Source organism: Paenibacillus hebaui, assembly GCF_051934385.1.
GTDB lineage: Bacteria > Bacillota > Bacilli > Paenibacillales > Paenibacillaceae > Paenibacillus.
The window spans coordinates 5,066,530-5,085,001 of sequence record NZ_CP196836.1 but is presented as its reverse complement, the minus strand read 5'-3'; the positions used below and the strand labels follow the sequence as shown (position 1 = coordinate 5,085,001).

The window sequence follows — 18,472 nt, the reverse complement described above, 5'->3', positions numbered from 1 at the left end:
TCCATTGTAACACCTTGTGGTAATATTACAGTTGATTACAGTGTAACAACACTGTCCAATTGTGATGAAGCATGCCAGCGTTGAATGGCGCGATCCATACGTTCTACGGCCTCGGGGAGAAGTTCAGGGTCAGTATGGGTGAAATTGATCCGCATACGACTCAGTTCCGGTGCACCTGCATAGAAGGGGTCACCAGGTACAATACACACTTTCTCCTGAATTCCGTAAGTAAACAGGTTGCTGGCCAGCATGCCTTCAGGCAGTTGCAGCCATAGGAACATTCCGCCCTGTGGCGAGTTCCAGGAGATACCTTCCCATGATTTCTCTGCCATGAGGGAGGTCAATTTTTTCATCCGCTGTTCATAGTCCTGTGAGATATTACGGATATGTCCATCCAGATCGAAAGATTCCAGTAGAGCATGAAGTGCTCTTTGATCAATGCTGCTGGAATGCAAGTCTGCACCTTGTTTGGCACGGGCTGCAATTTTGACAACATCTGGGGCCGCTAGAATCCAACCTGTGCGGAGGCCTGGAGCTACTGTCTTGGAAAACGTGCTGGTGTAGATGACGTTGGACGGACCTTCATAGGATGCTGCATCGAGATGTGCAAGTGCAGGAGCATCCAGTTGTTGCGGATTAAAACTGATTTCACCGTAAGGATCGTCTTCCAGAATAAGTACTCCATATTTACGGCACAGATCTACCGCTTGTTGTCTTCTGATCCGGCTCCACACTTTACCCGACGGATTGGAAAATGTAGGATTAATGTAGACGAGCTTAGGACGGTGCAACTGGAGCTGTTCCTCCAGAGATTCAGGCAACATGCCGTCTTCATCGCATGCGACCCCATGCGACTCACCCTGATAGGATTGAATGACTTGAAGAGCGGCCAAATAGGTCGGTGATTCAACTAATACGCTATCACCTGGATCGAGCAGGATACGACAGACCAGATCAATGGATTGCTGAGAACCGGTGGTCAGAAGCATATGATCAGGTGAAGCTGGAATGCCCTTGGATTCAAGACGTTCAGCAATTTTGACACGTAGCGGTCGGTACCCTTCGGTCTCTGCATATTGAAGAGCGGCTGCACCGCCCATGAATACTTTATCGTAAGCCTCACGAATAGCTTCAAGTGGGAATGAAGTCTGGGCAGGCAGACCTCCGGCAAGTGAAATCATTCCAGGTGCCTGAGCAGCCTGAAGCATGTCGCGAACGACAGAGGACGGGGTGTTTTGTGCCATTTTGGACCAAGGGATACTCATATTATTCTCATCTCCTGTTATTCACTGTTATACTGATAGTATAAACTATAATAGACGAGTAATGTATAACAGTAAAATGCTGATCATAACAGTTGGGAGGGCGTATGTATGCATATCGAGTTGAAGCGGGGAAGCAGCACCAAATTATATATTCAGATCGCCCTTACACTTGCGGACCGTATAAGGTCCGGCCTCATTGAGCCGGGAACCCGTCTTCCATCCGTTCGGAAAATGACCGCAGATCTGGGTGTGAGCCTGGTGACCGTGTCCAAAGCCTACTCCGAACTTGAAGCCATTCAATTGATCACCTGTTCCCAAGGGAAAGGATGCTATGTAAAAGGTGTGCAGGATTTGGAGAAAACAGAGGACATGGAGAGAACGCACCGAACACATGTAAAAAATGAGTCCAGCACGCCATGGAATTGGCAGATGGCACTTGTGGATTATTTGCCCCGAGCACAACTCTGGCGACATTTTGATGTCTCTCCTCAAGTCCGATATGAACTGCATATGTCAGCGATTCAGCCTGAGTTATTACCCACACAAGAGATTATCGACAGTGCTTACCGTCTTTCCTCCGATCATCTGGAGCGCATGGCAGCCTATGGATCTTTTCAGGGGGATCGGGAATTAAGGCAGACGTTTTCCGGGCATTTTGCGGAAAGAGGACTGCGAGTAATGCCTGAGCGAATGCTGATTACGAGCGGTACCCAGCAAGGAATCGATCTGGTTGCACGGACCTTTGTTGGTCCTGGTGACGTCGTATATATGGAAGCACCAAGCTACACTGGAGCGATTGACGTATTTACAAGCAGGGGGGCAAAGATCATTACAGTGCCGATGGATGATGAAGGTATGCGTATTGATCTGTTAACCCGGTTGTGTGATACATACCCGCCCAAGTTGATTTATACCATTCCTACATTTCACAATCCCACTGGTATTACGATGAGTGCCAAACGGCGTGCGCAACTGCTGAATCTTGCTCAGAGTTACCACTGTCTCATTCTGGAGGATGATCCGTTCGCCGATCTGTATTTCCGTGACCCGCCACCGGCTTCCATTAAATCCATGGATGGAACGGGTCATGTGGTGTATATCAAAAGTTTCAGCAAAGTGCTCTCTCCTGGTTGTCGTGTAGCGTGCGCAGTTGCAGATGGAAGTGTGCTCACCAGGCTTGTTGCTGCCAAGTCTACTGCGGATCTGGGGAGTCCACTGCTGACACAGAAGGCATTGCAATCGTTTATACAACATCAATATAGTGCGTACACAGCGCGATTGAGAGATGAATTATATTCCCGTCTGCGTGCTGCATCGGATGTGCTGGAGGAACATGCCCCTCCAGGGATGTACTGGACTTTGCCTGATGGCGGATTGAACCTATGGCTCCAATTGCCTGACGGTTTAGATATGCGTGAGCTGCACCGTCAGTCCCTTGCCGCCGGCGTTTCATTTTTGCCAGGTTCGGCCTGTTATGTAGGGGAAACGGATACAGCAAGTCTGCGCATCTGCTTCACGGTAACAAACCTTGAACGTCTATGTGAAGGACTTCGTGTATTATGCGGGGTCATTAAGAATGTAACACCCCAACAGGGGGGTACAGCTGCGGACAGGCTCCCGCTGATTTAATTTTTTCAGATATGGACATACATCCAAGCCACTTTCGTCCTGATGCAATACGTTATAGTATCACCAGAAAGGGAGTTGGTTTTGAATGAACCATTTCTGTCCACCGCTTTGCCCAATTGTCTGTGACCCGATCCAGGTTGTTGAGGATTACTACATCCCACAAATCGTACCTGTAATCCATCCGATTGAAGTCATCAAGAAACATCACTGTGTTCCGATTCATCATCACATGTACCCTGTCGTGGTCAAAGAAGAAGACCCTTGTTATGTTTCAAGCCACAACGCCAAGAAGAAGTCCATGAAAAAATCAGGCAAATCCCGCACCACTTCTCGTAAACGCTAGTCACAGCGGGTGCCCCGGGGAAAAGATAACATTCCAAAGAGCAGCATACGCCCCGGGGCGCAGCTGCTTTTGTTTTTTTAGAGGTTGTTCAAAAAGTCCGCTTTTGATTACGAATCATGCCTAGCGGCATCATCAGCATCGAAGTTGAAATTCAGCCGAAATAAGCGGGAGGCTTACGAAGTATGTTTCCTTTGGAAACATTGTGGTTGCTCACGTAGTTTTCCCCTACGCTCCGCTACTCGATTTCTAGCTTCATTCCATCTTCTCGGTACTGAAAAACAGACTTTTTGAACACGCACTTTTAGCATTTTTCTTTCATTACTTTGTATACTTTTTCATCGTGTTGTCCATTTGTTGCCTCACATGCTGAGGCCAAAACTGCAGTGGAGCGCTGTTGCCTGATGCTGCCTGCAAAGCTTTATAGACATCGACTTGACCATAGCCGTAATACTTATCATGACCTGGATCACCGAGGTCAATCACGCTTTGACGCATCAGATCCATCACTTCCGTGTTTGTCAGATCGGGATTTAACGAACGAATTAAACCTGCAAGTGCAGCCACATGGGGACTTGCCATGGACGTTCCGGACAAGGCTGCATATTGATTATTCGGATACGTACTTGCGATACTGGAGCCCGGCGCCATTACATCCACGTAATCTCCATAGTTAGAATATGAAGCTTTGGTCATATCCGGGTCCGTAGCAGATACTGCAAATACTTCTGGATAGGCAGCAGGATATCCCGGACGCTCGGTATTGTCGTTACCGGTTGCTGCAATCAACACGATATCCCGATCAAAAGCATATTTGATTGCATCATGAAGAAATTGGGCGTCGGCGTAATTTCCCAGACTCATGTTAATGACCTTGGCTCCATGATCGGCTGCCCATATAATCCCCTCGGCAACAGCATATGTGGTGCCTGAACCCGAGTTATCGAGCACTTTAACAGGCAATACTTTGTTGTACCAGCTTATACCTGCAACGCCCTCATTATTATTGACGATGGCCCCGATAATGCCTGCCACATGTGTACCGTGCCCTACATCGTCCAGCGGTTTACTTCCTGGATCGACAACGTTATAACCGTCCAGCAGCTTGCCTTTCAGATCGGGATGGGTCAGATCGACACCCGTGTCCACGACAGCAACGATGACGTCTTTATTGCCCTTCGTAATATTCCAGCCACGATTGGTCTCAATGGCAGGCAGATTCCACTGGTAGTCAGAGAACAAAATATCATTAGGCACGGTTACATCCGTTTGTTCAGGTACCGTGCCATTGGTTAAATACATGTAGTGGGGTTCCACATACAGCGAATTCCATTTGCGTTCGAAATAAGCATGTAATTGCTCGTAATTCATATGTTCTGACCGGAAAACATAAGTGTAACCCAGCTTGCGCACAGATTGGGTGCGTAGATCAGACTTAATGATGCGCATGTCCCGCTCGCCAGGATCTTGCTGAAAACGAATGACGATTTCATTTTCGTAAAAATGGCTGGCGTTGGCGTTATCATGTCCTGTTTTCACAGTGATTTCCTTCATCGTGTCGGGATGCACAGATTCGATTTTGAATTTGCCTTCACGTGGATAAGGAATCATGCGTAGATTTTTGCGCTGATGCTGTTCAACGGCGTTCAGCACATTCTGGCTAAATAGGGCTATGACAGCTCTTTTTCCATCCTTGGAGGGCTGTCCCATAACGAAATAATTTTCTTTGCCTAGAGGGAAAGAAGAGGATTGGAAGCTTTGACGTCTGCCTACTGCTTTCTTCGCAAGTGCAAGAGAATGGGCCAGTTTTTGCTGCTCCAGCTTGCTTCCTTGTGGTGATGCTTTGTCAAACTGGCGATTCTGTGATCCTTGGGTACTCATGATATGAATGGATCGGATATGATCATGTGAGCGCTGTAATTCATTTACGTATCGGCTTAACTGAACATCATTCATATCAGAGGTCTTCTCCAGCATGATGCTGAGATGCTGTTTGGCATCCATACGGGTTAGTTGATCTGTTGCCTTTACATCCTGAACTTTCAGACGTTGTTTGCTCGCATGCTCCTCGTGGGGAGAGTGAGGCATGGCGCTATGTTCATGTTCGGGAGCAGGGCGATTGGATGTTGGAAGCAGCAGGGTCAAAGCAAGCGCTCCAGCTCCAGCGGCAATGGCCCAGTTCACCCATTTTGGTCTGGACATAAGGGATGGATCCTCCTCTGTTATGTTGGATAATGATCATACAGTGCTCTGAATTCATCGTAGTCACTGGTTATATCTATCGTTAGGAAAAGAGGATATTTTTATGCAGGTGAGTATAAGGTCAACATCGTGTAATAAGCATCTTCAATGGCCGAAAGGGAAAGGATGATTAGGGGATACCGCTCGTCATCTTTTTATGGTAGGATAATAGCTAAAGAAATCAAGGTCAGGGGAAAATCACCGTTGGCCGACCTATATGTAAGGACTTATTTAAGGGGGAGCTACCTTTATGTCAGCAGCCAATGTACAGAAAACATGTGAGTCAACTAGGGAAAAGTTAAAACCGGCTATCGATCGGATCGAACATTTTTTGAATGAAAATGCCTTGCCTGAACTGGATCAGAATCAGACGGAGGAATCAACAGCCTTCTACAAAGGTTTTCTTTCAGATCTCCGTCATTTGCTTGTTTTTTCTGAAGTTTCTTACGAAAAACTTGGCGTTGTGCTGCGTCGTGCCAATTTTGATGTCGATTTTGCCGAAAAGGCCCTTTATAATACGTATCACCAAAGTGTAAACAGCTTTTTCTATCCCAAAAATGAATGTTATTCAGAAGATGGAAGATACGCTTACACGGGTCAGGATGCAATTCGCTTCCGTGACAAGCCAATTCGTGCAGTGCGTGATGTCATTCTTGAGATTTCCAAAACGTATGAGGAATTGCGCGATGATTTGGCTTATTATGAAAGTGACTACTTAACACAGCGGCGGATGCAGAATCAACGCAATCACGCGTAATTAAACAGCTTCGAACTTATATGCAAAATGGACGAAACCGCCCTAGTGGCGGTTTTTTTTTTGCGTTTTGCTCCAAATGAAATTGCCCGGCATCAGGCATGTCATCATCTGGTATTTCGGCAGGGAATAGTCGTTTTGTACTGCGGGGACAATAGGAGTCGAGGTGATAAAAATGAGCCATGAGAAGCCAATCGTAAAATGCAGTGTTTCAAACTGCCACTTTTGGGGAGAAAACAATTTCTGTCAGGCTGATGCCATCATGATTGACATCGACCAACATGCCACCCGCCGCTTGCATGAGGAATTTGCTGGGGAAACCTTTGATTCCGATCATCATGATCATGCCCGTACTTCTTCTGCGACATGCTGCCACACATTCAAACCCAAATGAGCAGTCATTCCCATTCCTATGGAGGTGCTATGCATGAGTAATGAACCTAGAGATGAACAATCCTTCCAACGTCCAAAAACAAGTCCGTCAGATGAGAAGCAGCGTCAACGTGTGGATTATCCGAGACGAAGTTACAAGGAAGAGTATGGTGCAGAGGTAGCTCCCCCGACAGGTTCCATCCGTACAGAATCGACAGAAAGAAGAGACCACACGCCAGTTAAACATGAGGCTGACGGTGTTGTGAAATCTACTGGCCGAATTTCCGGATATATGGGACTGGCCTTTGGTATCGCGTCTTTATTCATGTGGTCCATTGTTCTTGGACCAGCAGCAGCGGTGCTAGGTTATTATGCTTTTGTTAATGGTCGCAAAACGGCTGGTGCATGGGCAATTGGACTGGGTGCGGTGGCAACGCTCAGCTACTTCTTTATGCTTCCGTTTGCCCGTTAGTATTCAGAATACTGACGTGAAAAGTTCCACACCCCAATCATAATCGATAATTGATGATGTGTTTATCCCAAGCCTTCTTCTCTTCCCGTATATTGTGGGTAATTGAAGAAGGTTTTTTTTCGTACTTGTGTAACCAGATTGCAGAACCGATTTATTTTATGAAAACAATGGAACCTTCCTGTAAAAGGATGTAGAATAAAGTCATAATATACGTTTAAATTATACGGGAGTGGATATAACGCATGCAGATTGATCCGCGCGGGTCGCGGCAGTTGCTGGAATTGCAATTGTCCAATAGCCTCAGCCAAACAAATGGATCAGAAGGAGATTCTGGTTCAACAGTGGATTTTGCCAATATGATGGACGGGCTTCTGGGTACCCATACAACGAGCAATAATGAAGGGAACGCTTCGGGAACTGCTACTATTTCCAAAAGGTCCAGTGACGGTCTGTTATGGTTGCAACTCGGCAGTATGTATAACCCTGATTTAACAAGTAATGTATCTGCCCCTAAGGTCGATATGGGTTCTTTATCATCTTTGCTGAAATCAGAATCAGTGGATTCTGAAGCATCTGTACCTACGGATTTTGAATCTTTGATCGCAACTGCGAGTGCTAAATATGGTGTGCCTGAATCGCTGATCAAGGCTGTCATTGATACGGAATCCAATTTTAACCCAAACGTGGTATCTTCCGCAGGTGCCAAAGGACTGATGCAGTTAATGGATGGAACAGCTGCAGGCTTGGGCGTAAGCAACGCTTATGATCCTGCGCAGAACATCGACGCTGGAACCAAGTATCTTTCTCTCCAGCTCCAGCGTTTTGGTGGGGAAGTGAAGATGGCGCTTGCCGCATATAATGCCGGACCGGGGCGAGTTTCGCGTCTGGGTGTATCCAGTGACAGTGAGTTGATGAGTGTACTTAACCGTCTGCCTTCAGAAACGCAGGCTTATATTTCCAAGGTGGAGAAAGCCCAGTCGAAATATATGATATAAACGGAATGTAAGGCGCTTTACAAGCTCAAGTACAGTTCAGGAAAAGATCAAACGCGGGAACAACAGAGCTCAAGAGAGCCTATTCCTGTTTGGTCTTTTTGTGTTGAGTGGGGATCGTGTTACAATGCTCACTGTAGATTCATGAACGAAGAGATAAGGGGGTTAACCTCACTTGAAATATTTTGATTACGCTGCAACCACGCCTCCTGATCCAGATGTGATCCGTACAATGACCGAGATTATGGAGGCGCAGTATGGGAATCCATCTTCCATTCATGGATATGGTGAACGTGCCCATCAATTGTTGCGTCGTGCGCGATCTGGCTGTGCTGCTGTTATTGGAGTGAAACCGGAAGAGATTATATTTACGTCAGGAGCTACCGAGAGTAATAACCTTGCCATTAAAGGCGCAGCACTACGCTATCAGTCTCGCGGCAAGCACATCATTACAACTGTTACGGAACATGCTTCGGTGTATGAGAGTTTTTTGCAATTGCAGCAGTGGGGATGGGAAGTGACATGGGTTCCCGTAGATTCTAACGGGCTGGTTAGCGCCCAGCAGATCATGACTGCTCTAAGACCGGATACGGTACTTGTGAGTCTGATGCATGTGAATAATGAAACGGGGGCTATACATCCGATTGCAGAAATCGGTGAGCGTTTGAAAAAGGAGGCCCCACGCGTTCTCTTTCACGTAGATGGTGTGCAGGGTTTCGGCAAGATAGAGTCTAAACCCGCTGCCTGGGGTGCGGATCTGTACAGCCTGTCTGCTCACAAAATCCGTGGACCCAAAGGAACGGGGCTCCTATATGTGCGAAGTGGAGTAGAGCTTACGCCTCTGTTCTCTGGAGGTTCGCAGGAGCAGGGTTTGAGAGCCGGTACCGAGAATGTACCTTTGCTTGTAGGCATGGCGAAAGCGATGCGTATCGCAGCCGAACGTCAGGTCGATTTTGCGCGGCGTATAACGATTTTGAGAAACCGTATTATGGATGTCATTGATGCCATCCCCGGACTAGTTCTGAACAGCCGGAAAGAGGGTGCACCGCATATTGTTCACTTTTCCTATCCTGGAATGAAGGCAGAAGTGGCGCTGCATACCTTGGAACAACTTGGAGTAACTGTATCTACACAATCGGCTTGCTCTTCGCGGTCAGCTGAACCAAGTCGTGTGCTACTTGCGATGGGCAGAGATGCAGCTTGTGCTATTGGCGGATTACGCATTAGTCTCGGAGATGAACATACAGAAGAAGATGTGGACCTGCTGGAGCAGGCATTACATCAGATGGTGGCGCAGTTGCGCCCGTTGGAAAGGCGGATGTGAATTCAAATGAAATATGATATGCTGCTACTCCGTTTCGGAGAGTTTATGTTAAAAGGCAAAAATCGTGCCAGATTCGAAAAAACAATCATTACACAGGTACGTTCCCTGCTCAAACCTTATCCTGGTGCAAGTCTGCGTAAGGAGTTTGGACGGTTGTATGTGGATCTTGGTGGTGAATCCCATACCGAACTGATTGCAGTGTTGAAAAGGGTATTTGGCGTCATGTCGATTAGCCCGGTCAAGGTGACCCCATCTGAGCTTGACGCCATTGTGGAAACCGCAGTCGCTTTTATGGATGAGAGGGAAAGCGAATTCACGGAAAATACAACGTTCAAAGTAAACGCGCGACGTGTGTGGAAAGGGTTCCCTAATTCATCTCATGAGATAAACCATTTGGTCGGTTCTCCGATTCTCCGCAAATTTCAGCAATTAAGCGTTGATGTGCGTCAACCTGACATAGAGCTTCGAGTGGAAATCCGGGATCAGGGGACGTATATTTTCAGTGAAGTGATCCCGGCTGTAGGTGGATTTCCCTTGGGCACGAATGGAAAAGCAATGCTGTTATTGTCCGGTGGCATAGACAGTCCGGTAGCTGCGTGGTCTTCCATGCGTAGAGGATTAGAAGTGGAATGTGTGCACTTCTACAGTTATCCGTTTACGAGCCAGCGTGCCAAAGAAAAAGTAATAGATCTGGCGCGTGCCCTAGCTGATCATGCAGGTACAATGAAGTTGCACCTGGTACCATTTACGGAGATTCAAACTGCATTTACCCAGCTGGGACAGGATAACCTGATCATTACACTGATGAGACGCTCGATGTTACGGATAGCAACCAAGCTGGCTGAACGTGAACGCGCCCTTGCACTGATTACCGGGGATAGCTTAGGTCAGGTCGCGAGCCAGACTCTGCCGAGTATGAATGTCATTGGGCGTGCTACAGATCTGCCGCTCCTGCGACCGCTCGTGATGATGGACAAGCAGGAAATTATTACATTATCGAAGCAGATTGGAACGTATGATATATCGATTCTGCCTTATGAGGACTGTTGTACCCTATTTGTACCGAAATCCCCATCAACCAATCCGAACCTTCGTATTGTGGACAAAATTGAATCGACGATGGGCCAGTTACCGGAATGGGTCGATAAGGCTGTAGCACAGACCGAAACAATCACCCTGCATGCAGGCGAAACGGCTATGATAACCCATCAGCAGGATGAGGATAAGGCAATGAAGGAAGAGTGGTTCTGATCTCTGACGTAATGACGCTAACATAACCAGCAGACATAATGAGGACTATGTTATCTTCATGAGTATTTTGCAACAATCGACAAAGCGACTTCCAATCAGCAAGAACTAAATCGAAATGATTCTATTCGTCTAGATCTTGTACCCATGAGCGATAACAATCGAATGATGCAAAATCTTGTCAACGAAAAAGGACTGGCCGATGAATATCGGTCAGTCCTTTTTCGTGATCTCTAATGTTTTAACCAGAGGATGGTATCCTGAAGCCCTATGAATAAGAATGTTGCTGACGCTCTCCGCCTGATTTGTTGCCGTTTGAACGTTTACGGTAGCCTGCAAACACAACGCCTACAATAACCAGAATGATAAATAAGATCCTCAGCGCCGGATGTCCGTGAAGAAAGGCACGAGACGGTGTTCCTCTGTAATCATGTTGGAGGCCGTATATCCAAGGACGATGGCTCCGACATAGATGATCCAGGGGAAACGATTGATCAGTTTAATAAATAAGGTGCTACCCCAAACGATGATCGGTACGCTGATCAGGAGTCCGAGTATAACAAGTACCAAATGCTGCTGGGCAGCACCCACTACAGCGATCACGTTATCCAGTCCCATGGCAGCATCAGCGATAACGATGGTTTGAACAGCGGTCCACAAGGAGGTCCCTGCCTGGATGTCGTTGTGTTCGTCTCCCTGATCGGCCAATAATTTATAGGTAATCCAGATTAGAAGTAATCCCCCGACAAGGAGTAGCCAAGGTACTTTGAGTAACCACAGCACAACAACGGTTGCCAATATCCGTATCAAAAGTGCGCCGCCCGTTCCGTATAAGATCGCTCTCTTTTGCACAGAAGGATGCAGATTGCGAGCTGCGAGACCAATGACAATTGCGTTATCACCAGCCAGAATCAGATCAATAAAAACAACGTTCAACAATGCTAGCCAAAAAGCGGGGCTAAACAGCTCCATACGATGTCATTCCTTCTATATATCCAAACCTTAGAAAGCTTGTTCAACGTTTAAGAATAGCATGGACAACTTTGACATACAAGTTAGAGTGGGGGGATGAGAAGGATGGATACACTTTGGCTGTTGACTGAAATATTAATGATCAATTTGGTTCTAAGTGGAGATAATGCGGTTGTTATTGCACTTGCCAGTAAGGATCTGCCAGCAAGGCAGCGCAAACAGGCGGTGTGGTGGGGAGCCTTTGGAGCGGTTGTACTACGTTGTGTCTTGACCTTTGCAGCTGTGCTGTTGCTGGGCATTCCTTTTATTCAAGCGGCTGGTGGACTGTTACTGCTCTGGATTGCCGTGAAGCTGCTGCTTCAGAATGAAGATGAAGTACATATTCGGAAGTCTTCCACAACCTGGAAAGCGATTCAGACGATATTGATTGCCGATTTTGTTATGAGTCTGGATAACGTTCTGGCGATTGCTGCACTTGCTGATGGGGATCTGGCTCTAACGGTCATTGGGATTGCCATTAGCATCCCTATTGTGGTGTGGGGAAGCGGGCTGATTGTTGGTTTGCTGAAGAGGTATCCGATTCTGGTGTTTGTCGGCTCAGGCATTCTGGCCTTCACGGCAGGTGAGATGGTGGTGAATGATCCCAAGTTAGGACAATGGCTTGGGGAATTGGCATCTGGGGCGCATACACTGCTGCCGGCGGCGATGGCTTGTCTTGTCCTCGCCGTTGGAGGAGCGCACAAATTTGTCCGAAGAAACGCATAGATTGATTTTTAATAGTTCTCAAAATATAGCTCATTAACCGTCCGTCACAGGGCGGTTTTTTGGTGTATCGCTATACTTCAATGGATGATGCCCGAGTGATAGAGTCATAATTCAGACATTTTGGGTAATACAGGATAAGGGAGGGTAATTGCGACATAAAGTATAGTTTTTTGCGGGCACATCGGATAAACTAGAAGCAGGATAAAAACAGCCCAGTCATCAGGGAATGCTTATAGAGGTTGTTCAAAAAGTCCGCTTTTGATTACGAAGGATGCCTAGTGGCATCATCAGCATCGAATATGGAATTCAGCCGAAATAAGCGGGAGGATTACGAAGTATGTTTCCTTTGGAAACATTGTGGTTGCGCACGAGTTTTCCCTACGCTCCGCTACTCCATTTCTAGCTTTATCCCATCTTCTCGGTACTGAAAACCGGTCTTTTTGAACACGCACTTATAGTTTAGCTTACAAGATACATAGCCAAATGTTATAAGAGGTGATTGCAGATGAAGATGAGAAATGAAAAAGCGATCGGAATATTTATTGTCGCTGCGGGTATTATTATCCTACTTGGCAAGCTTGGTGTATTCGGCTTTATAGGGCGTAATTTCTGGCCTTTGTTAATTCTGTTGCCAGGCATTGCACTTCACGCGCTATATTATGCAAGAATATCTCCAGCGTGGTCACTTGTTCCAGCAGGTATGTTAACCGTGTATGGCATTGTATTCGGAATCACGAATACCTGGGGTGTGGGACTGATGGGCAGGTTATGGCCCGCGTTCTTACTGGGGATTGCCATTGGTTTACTGGAATATGGATTGGCAGAACGTCGAAGACCTGAATTTGTAATGCCGGCAGCATTGATTCTGGGTGTTGTTTCCATTATTTTGTTTGGCTTCACATTGCTTTATACCGGAATAATCTATGTGCTTGCTGTCCTTTTGATTCTGGGTGGGATATGGATATTGCTTGGGAGAGGCCGTCCAGGGAGAGGTTGGTAGCATTCCCCATGATTTTTCACGCGAAATATCTTGATTTTTACCTATAATCAACTATAATATAAGGGATATAGACATGCGTCGGGATATCACCGACGCTTATTTTGGGTGAGTAACCTGCGAAATTGCGGGAAGGTTAGTAGATAAGAATTGAAATTGGAAAGGATATGGATACAAAACATGCATTCAAGAGAACACATTCGCAATATTGCGATTATTGCCCACGTCGACCACGGGAAAACAACGCTCGTCGACAAGTTGCTCCAGCAATCCGGTACTTTCCGTGATCACGAAACGGTACAGGAGCGCGCTATGGACTCCAACGATTTGGAGCGTGAACGCGGTATTACGATTTTGGCTAAAAACACAGCTATTACCTATAAAGATTACCTGATCAATATTGTGGATACACCAGGACACGCCGATTTCGGTGGTGAAGTGGAACGGATAATGAAAATGGTTGATGGTGTATTGCTCGTAGTTGATGCTTACGAGGGCTGTATGCCACAAACGAAGTTCGTACTTCGTAAAGCACTAGAGCACAACCTAACACCAATCGTTGTTGTAAACAAAATTGACCGTCCATCGGCTCGTCCGACTGAAGTTATTGATGAAGTATTGGACCTGTTCATTGAACTGGGTGCCAACGATCAACAACTTGAATTCCCTGTTGTATATGCTTCCGCATTGAACGGAACATCCAGCATGGAAAATGATCCTGCTAAACAGGATGATAACATGATGGCGATCTACGATACGATCATTAGTCATATCCCTCACCCAACAGAGAATGTTGAAGAGCCGCTTCAATTCCTCGTTACTTTGATGGACTACAATGAATACCTTGGCCGTATTGCCATCGGTCGTGTTAACCGCGGTGTGATCCGTCAAGGACAATCTGTAACGGTTATTATGCGTGATGGTAAGAGCAAAACTGCACGTATCGAGAAACTGTTTGGTTTCCAAGGTCTCAAACGCGTTGAGACAGAAGAAGCTGGAGCAGGTGACATCGTTGCGATTGCAGGAATCAAGGACATCAACATTGGTGAAACCATCGCTGATCCTAACCATCCAGAAGCTTTGCCGGTTCTGAAAATTGATGAGCCTACACTTCAAATGACGTTCCTTGTGAACAACAGTCCATTTGCAGGTCGTGAAGGTAAATGGGTAACTTCCCGTAAACTTCGTGAGCGTTTGTTCAAAGAGTTGGAAACGGACGTATCCCTTCGTGTTGACGAAACAGAAAGTCCAGATGCATTTGTCGTTTCCGGACGTGGTGAGCTTCACCTGGGTATCCTCATTGAGAATATGCGTCGTGAAGGATATGAACTGCAAGTATCCAAACCGGAAGTTATCGTAAGAGAAATTGACGGTAAGAAAATGGAGCCTGTTGAGCGCTTGTTGATTGACATCCCTGAAGAAAGCATGGGTTCCGTAATGGAGAGCCTGGGCGCACGTAAAGCAGAGATGGTTAACATGGTGAACACAGGAAGTGGACAAGTACGTCTTGAGTTCCTGATTCCAGCACGGGGTCTGATCGGATATAGCACCAACTTCCTGACACTGACTCGTGGTTATGGTGTAATGAACCATGCATTTGACAGCTATGCTCCACTGATTGGTGGTCAAGTGGGTGGACGTCACCAAGGTGTACTGATCTCAACTGAAAATGGTACGTCTACGTTCTATGGAATGATGGGCGTTGAGGATCGTGGTACGCTCTTCCTTGAGCCTGGAACAGAAATTTACGAAGGTATGATCGTTGGTGAGCATACACGAGACAATGATATCGTTGTCAACATCTGCAAAGAAAAACAACTGACTAACGTTCGTTCTTCAGGTAAAGATGATACGGTTAAAATTAAAACTCCGATTATCTTCTCGTTGGAACAGGCGCTTGAATATCTGAATGAAGATGAATATTGTGAGATTACACCGAAATCTATTCGTCTTCGTAAGAAGATCCTGAATAAATCCGAGCGTGAGCGTGCAGAGAAACAACGCAAAATGGCTTCAAAATCCTAATACAACAAAAAAATAAAAGATATACGTTAACGTTTGATGGGACCTGGAGTAACGAGAGCTTTTACAGCTAAAGTAGTGAAGGGGTCGGAATCGATTCTGGAGAAGCGAAGCGTTCGCCTGAAAGCTTTCTGAAAGAAAGCTACATCGGAAGCATACGCTTATCCCCGGATTTTACCATTGAGAAATGGATCAAAAAATCTGGGGATAACAGCGATCAAAAGAACGATCCGAAACCGGAACGGTCACAATGCTGGCTCTAAGTTACTTCAGGGAATTCCATCAACCAGTTAACTTATATCTAGCATGAACACGAAAGGAGATGCCATTGCATGCAAGCATGGTTCGCATCATACCCGATCGTAGCCTACATCGTCATCTTTGTATTGATTACTTACGTCTATAACAAGGTGTTTCGGGTACGTCAGAAATTGCCACTTGGTAAGGAAATCGTTCTCTATATATTGATGGCGATGGGCACATTCATGCTTCTTATTTTTCAAATCGACAAGCTTCCCATCATTCAATGTTTGCTGGTGGCGGTTGGTTTGATGCTGTTAGTGCGAGTGCGTTATTTCATTGAAGGCCGTCAAAAGAAAAAAGCGGAAGCTGCCGCTCGAAACTCATAAATTCTGTCTAGTGCAGACCATCCGTTTTCCTTAGGGAAAGCGGTTGTCTTTTATTTAGACAAAAAAACAGATGTGATAAAGGTGTTGAAGATATGAACTCGAATTCGAACGGACTGCCTCCACGGAGACAGGCACCGACTCCATCCGGCGCTTCTGGATCGAAGAATGGCAAAGGCAAACCACCAAAAAAGAAAAAGCGGATGCGAGCCTTTGGCAGAATTGTTCTAAGTTTATTAGCGATTGCGATTGTGATAGGCGGTGGATATCTGTATTGGGTGTATAATCAGGTAGCTGATACAGGTATCGATAAACCGGTACCTCCTGGGATGTCGGCCAAGACCAAACCAATTACGATGTTGCTGTTAGGTACGGATAACCGTCCTGAAACAGGCACGCATCTCTCGGATGTGGTCATGGTAGCTGCGTTAAATCCGGAGACCAAGACGGCAACCATTGTATCTTTACCTCGGGATACACGTATGGAGTTGGATGGATACAAAGCGAACAAGTTGAATTCCTATTATCCTAAATTTAAAGCCCAAGAAAAAACCTCTGGCAAAAATGCAGAGGAACAGATGAAAGAAATGATGGGTAAATACCTGGATGTGGATATCAATTATACCACTGTCCTGAACTTCCAAGCATTCCGTGATGCAGTCAATGCCGTGGGCGGTGTGGATGTGACGGTGGATAAAAATATGTGTTACAGGGATACAGCGGATGGTACCGATATTAATCTGGTAACTGGCGCACAGCATCTGGATGGGAAGAAGGCATTGGATTTTGTCCGTTACCGCAAATCGAATTGTAGTCCAAAAACAGCCGAATCGAATGACTTTGATCGAAATAAACGTCAGAATCAAGTGCTGAATTCCATGCTTGATCAGTTGAAATCACTGGGTGGCGTAACGAAGATTGGCAAAGTAATTGGTGCTGTTGACAAAAATATGACGACAGATGTGGAATCCGAGCAGATGAAAAACTTCATCTCCACCTACTGGAATATTTCCAAATCGGATGTTCACTATACGCCAGTAACCGGAGAGTGGAGAAGTCCATATGTTTATATTAATGAAACGGAACTTGCCAATGCGAAGCAGGCTTTGCAGGATACACTTTCAGGCAAAGTAACGGCGTCACCTGCTGCTGAATAACATCCAGTCATTTGGGATTGGAAGCAGGTTTGGTGGTATGCTATAATAATATCAACAAAGAATTAAGAATTGCATAAAGAAGGTTAGGGGGCTGGTTGAATGTCCGAAGCCGTCACACAATTGACTGAATCTCTTTTACAGCAATTTAAGAATGAGACCTTTGTGCTCCTGAGCACCGTGGATGTGGAATCCGGAGGTCCGACTTCAACAGCGATCTCCTGGATTTATGCGGAGAATGCTGCTACTCTTCGTGTGGCTATTGATCATCGTTCACGTCTTGTGAACAATATGATGGTGAATCCGCTCATTACCGTCACCATTTTTGGAGAAGAGATGGTATATGCGGTTAACGGACGTGCTTCAGTACGACAAAACCCCTTGCAGGATGTTCCATTCAACATGTGCTGTTTCGATATTACCATTGAAGCGGTGAGGAATGCCCTGTTCTATGGAGCTCAACTGTCCTCTGTGCCTCAATATGTCAAAATATATGATCAGCGTGCTGCTGAGAAATTAGATGAGCAGGTTTTTGCTGCCATGAAAAAAGCCTAGTGAGAGATCACTGGGCTTTTTGTTGTTTTTTGTCAGAAGAATGCAGCTGCTGCATTTGTTGTTCTTGATCCACCTGTTTATCCGGATTTTGGCGCACTTTGACGTCTTTGGGCAGTTGGGGAATGATTCGTCCCACCATGTCAGCGAGTTCGGAAGCAAAACCGGATATCGGATGCCCTTGACGAATATGTTCACCAATTTCTTTGATTCGCTCTGTTACATCGGCGTCTGCAGTAACAATGGAATCCACTCCTTCGGGGTCTTTACGAAGGGCTTCGGCAACAGAGTACTTAATGGTACCTACCCGAGCTCGTTCGAGTTCACCATCAACATCAATGCCAACCACGGCTGTATTACCGAGTATAACGCAGTTTGCATCTTTGACACCTTCCACTTGCTTGGCAAGGGCTTTAAGGTGATTAATTCGTTTATCATTTGGCATCCGGCCATTCTCTGCATCATCGGCAATGTTCGTATCATGGACTTCACCTGTATTCTCATTGAAACGGTCCAAACGTGAAGGATTCATCCGATCTTCTTGTGTATAGATCGGTTGGGACCCATTTTGTTGATCTTGCCGTGTTGCAATATTGCCTCCGTAACTTCTTGGATGCGTCATATGCGGCTCCTGTGAAGCACTACGAGAGGTGTTGTTGCAGCCTGTAAGTATACAGATCAGAAGCAGTGTACACACCCATACTTTCATAAATGTTCATCCTTTCTTGGAGTTTTTCAGAATGGTTG

Annotated in this window: 17 protein-coding genes and 1 pseudogene; 14 read left to right on the top strand and 4 right to left on the bottom strand. The window is 46.1% G+C overall.

What is annotated here, in order from left to right:
• Positions 1–35: 35 nt before the first annotated feature.
• Positions 36–1,265, bottom strand: a complete 1,230-nt coding sequence (locus tag ACR32F_RS23110) for a PLP-dependent aminotransferase family protein (RefSeq protein WP_440111141.1) — start codon at positions 1,263–1,265, stop codon at positions 36–38.
• Between the two features lie 108 nt (positions 1,266–1,373).
• Between ACR32F_RS23110 and pdxR the strand changes: the two genes are divergently transcribed.
• Positions 1,374–2,894, top strand: coding sequence for a MocR-like pyridoxine biosynthesis transcription factor PdxR (pdxR, locus tag ACR32F_RS23105; protein WP_440111139.1), 1,521 nt, complete (start codon positions 1,374–1,376; stop codon positions 2,892–2,894).
• Positions 2,895–2,979: 85 nt separating this feature from the next.
• Positions 2,980–3,237: a hypothetical protein gene (locus tag ACR32F_RS23100; protein WP_440111137.1), complete on the top strand. Its 258-nt coding sequence runs from the start codon at positions 2,980–2,982 to the stop codon at positions 3,235–3,237.
• A gap of 318 nt (positions 3,238–3,555) precedes the next feature.
• Here the strand turns inward: ACR32F_RS23100 and ACR32F_RS23095 are convergent, their stop codons facing one another.
• Positions 3,556–5,436, bottom strand: coding sequence for a S8 family peptidase (locus tag ACR32F_RS23095; protein ID WP_440111135.1), 1,881 nt, complete (start codon positions 5,434–5,436; stop codon positions 3,556–3,558).
• Positions 5,437–5,725: 289 nt separating this feature from the next.
• Here ACR32F_RS23095 and ACR32F_RS23090 point away from each other — a divergent pair, with 289 nt between their 5' ends.
• The 6 genes from ACR32F_RS23090 (at position 5,726) to thiI (ending at position 10,640) form a co-directional block, all read left to right on the top strand.
• On the top strand, positions 5,726–6,232 hold the full coding sequence (locus ACR32F_RS23090) for a YpuI family protein (RefSeq protein ID WP_440111133.1): 507 nt from the start codon (positions 5,726–5,728) through the stop codon (positions 6,230–6,232).
• Positions 6,233–6,404: 172 nt separating this feature from the next.
• Positions 6,405–6,623 carry a DUF1540 domain-containing protein gene (locus ACR32F_RS23085; protein ID WP_440111131.1) on the top strand — a complete coding sequence of 73 codons (219 nt, stop codon included), beginning with the start codon at positions 6,405–6,407 and terminating at the stop codon, positions 6,621–6,623.
• Between the two features lie 33 nt (positions 6,624–6,656).
• The gene (locus ACR32F_RS23080; protein ID WP_440111129.1) at positions 6,657–7,073 is read left to right on the top strand and encodes a hypothetical protein; all 417 of its coding nucleotides are present in this window, start codon (positions 6,657–6,659) and stop codon (positions 7,071–7,073) included.
• Between the two features lie 242 nt (positions 7,074–7,315).
• Positions 7,316–8,068, top strand: a complete 753-nt coding sequence (locus tag ACR32F_RS23075) for a lytic transglycosylase domain-containing protein (protein ID WP_440111127.1) — start codon at positions 7,316–7,318, stop codon at positions 8,066–8,068.
• Positions 8,069–8,240: 172 nt separating this feature from the next.
• Positions 8,241–9,389, top strand: a complete 1,149-nt coding sequence (locus ACR32F_RS23070; RefSeq protein ID WP_440111126.1) for a cysteine desulfurase family protein — start codon at positions 8,241–8,243, stop codon at positions 9,387–9,389.
• Between the two features lie 6 nt (positions 9,390–9,395).
• On the top strand, positions 9,396–10,640 hold the full coding sequence (gene thiI / locus ACR32F_RS23065; RefSeq protein WP_440111124.1) for a tRNA uracil 4-sulfurtransferase ThiI: 1,245 nt from the start codon (positions 9,396–9,398) through the stop codon (positions 10,638–10,640).
• A 265-nt stretch (positions 10,641–10,905) separates the two neighbouring features.
• Here the strand turns inward: thiI and ACR32F_RS23060 are convergent.
• Positions 10,906–11,609 (bottom strand): annotated as a pseudogene (locus ACR32F_RS23060) (TerC family protein).
• 105 nt (positions 11,610–11,714) lie between these two features.
• Here ACR32F_RS23060 and ACR32F_RS23055 point away from each other — a divergent pair.
• The 6 genes from ACR32F_RS23055 (at position 11,715) to ACR32F_RS23030 (ending at position 17,728) form a co-directional block, all read left to right on the top strand.
• Positions 11,715–12,374 (top strand): TerC family protein, encoded by a 660-nt coding sequence (locus ACR32F_RS23055; RefSeq protein WP_440111122.1) that lies wholly within the window; start codon positions 11,715–11,717, stop codon positions 12,372–12,374.
• A gap of 505 nt (positions 12,375–12,879) precedes the next feature.
• Entirely contained in the window at positions 12,880–13,374 is a 495-nt protein-coding gene (locus ACR32F_RS23050) for a hypothetical protein (RefSeq protein WP_440111120.1), read from the top strand.
• 177 nt (positions 13,375–13,551) lie between these two features.
• Positions 13,552–15,396, top strand: coding sequence for a translational GTPase TypA (typA, locus tag ACR32F_RS23045; protein ID WP_440111119.1), 1,845 nt, complete (start codon positions 13,552–13,554; stop codon positions 15,394–15,396).
• A gap of 329 nt (positions 15,397–15,725) precedes the next feature.
• Positions 15,726–16,022 carry a YlaH-like family protein gene (locus ACR32F_RS23040; protein ID WP_440111118.1) on the top strand — a complete coding sequence of 99 codons (297 nt, stop codon included), beginning with the start codon at positions 15,726–15,728 and terminating at the stop codon, positions 16,020–16,022.
• 92 nt (positions 16,023–16,114) lie between these two features.
• On the top strand, positions 16,115–17,176 hold the full coding sequence (locus ACR32F_RS23035) for an LCP family protein (protein WP_440111116.1): 1,062 nt from the start codon (positions 16,115–16,117) through the stop codon (positions 17,174–17,176).
• A gap of 99 nt (positions 17,177–17,275) precedes the next feature.
• Positions 17,276–17,728 (top strand): pyridoxamine 5'-phosphate oxidase family protein, encoded by a 453-nt coding sequence (locus ACR32F_RS23030; RefSeq protein WP_440111114.1) that lies wholly within the window; start codon positions 17,276–17,278, stop codon positions 17,726–17,728.
• A 7-nt stretch (positions 17,729–17,735) separates the two neighbouring features.
• Here ACR32F_RS23030 and ACR32F_RS23025 read toward each other — a convergent pair whose 3' ends face one another.
• Positions 17,736–18,434 carry a YhcN/YlaJ family sporulation lipoprotein gene (locus ACR32F_RS23025; RefSeq protein WP_440111112.1) on the bottom strand — a complete coding sequence of 233 codons (699 nt, stop codon included), beginning with the start codon at positions 18,432–18,434 and terminating at the stop codon, positions 17,736–17,738.
• Positions 18,435–18,472 lie beyond the last annotated feature (38 nt).

Coding starts and splice junctions, on each gene's coding strand:
- ACR32F_RS23080 (WP_440111129.1), top strand. CDS start 6,657: ATGAGTAATGAACCTAGAGATGAACAATCCTTCCAACGTCCAAAAACA.
- ACR32F_RS23075 (WP_440111127.1), top strand. CDS start 7,316: ATGCAGATTGATCCGCGCGGGTCGCGGCAGTTGCTGGAATTGCAATTG.
- ACR32F_RS23095 (WP_440111135.1), bottom strand. CDS start 5,436: ATGTCCAGACCAAAATGGGTGAACTGGGCCATTGCCGCTGGAGCTGGA.
- ACR32F_RS23085 (WP_440111131.1), top strand. CDS start 6,405: ATGAGCCATGAGAAGCCAATCGTAAAATGCAGTGTTTCAAACTGCCAC.
- ACR32F_RS23090 (WP_440111133.1), top strand. CDS start 5,726: ATGTCAGCAGCCAATGTACAGAAAACATGTGAGTCAACTAGGGAAAAG.
- ACR32F_RS23110 (WP_440111141.1), bottom strand. CDS start 1,265: ATGAGTATCCCTTGGTCCAAAATGGCACAAAACACCCCGTCCTCTGTC.
- ACR32F_RS23050 (WP_440111120.1), top strand. CDS start 12,880: ATGAAGATGAGAAATGAAAAAGCGATCGGAATATTTATTGTCGCTGCG.
- ACR32F_RS23025 (WP_440111112.1), bottom strand. CDS start 18,434: ATGAAAGTATGGGTGTGTACACTGCTTCTGATCTGTATACTTACAGGC.
- thiI (WP_440111124.1), top strand. CDS start 9,396: ATGAAATATGATATGCTGCTACTCCGTTTCGGAGAGTTTATGTTAAAA.
- ACR32F_RS23100 (WP_440111137.1), top strand. CDS start 2,980: ATGAACCATTTCTGTCCACCGCTTTGCCCAATTGTCTGTGACCCGATC.
- ACR32F_RS23030 (WP_440111114.1), top strand. CDS start 17,276: ATGTCCGAAGCCGTCACACAATTGACTGAATCTCTTTTACAGCAATTT.
- ACR32F_RS23055 (WP_440111122.1), top strand. CDS start 11,715: ATGGATACACTTTGGCTGTTGACTGAAATATTAATGATCAATTTGGTT.
- ACR32F_RS23035 (WP_440111116.1), top strand. CDS start 16,115: ATGAACTCGAATTCGAACGGACTGCCTCCACGGAGACAGGCACCGACT.
- typA (WP_440111119.1), top strand. CDS start 13,552: ATGCATTCAAGAGAACACATTCGCAATATTGCGATTATTGCCCACGTC.
- pdxR (WP_440111139.1), top strand. CDS start 1,374: ATGCATATCGAGTTGAAGCGGGGAAGCAGCACCAAATTATATATTCAG.
- ACR32F_RS23040 (WP_440111118.1), top strand. CDS start 15,726: ATGCAAGCATGGTTCGCATCATACCCGATCGTAGCCTACATCGTCATC.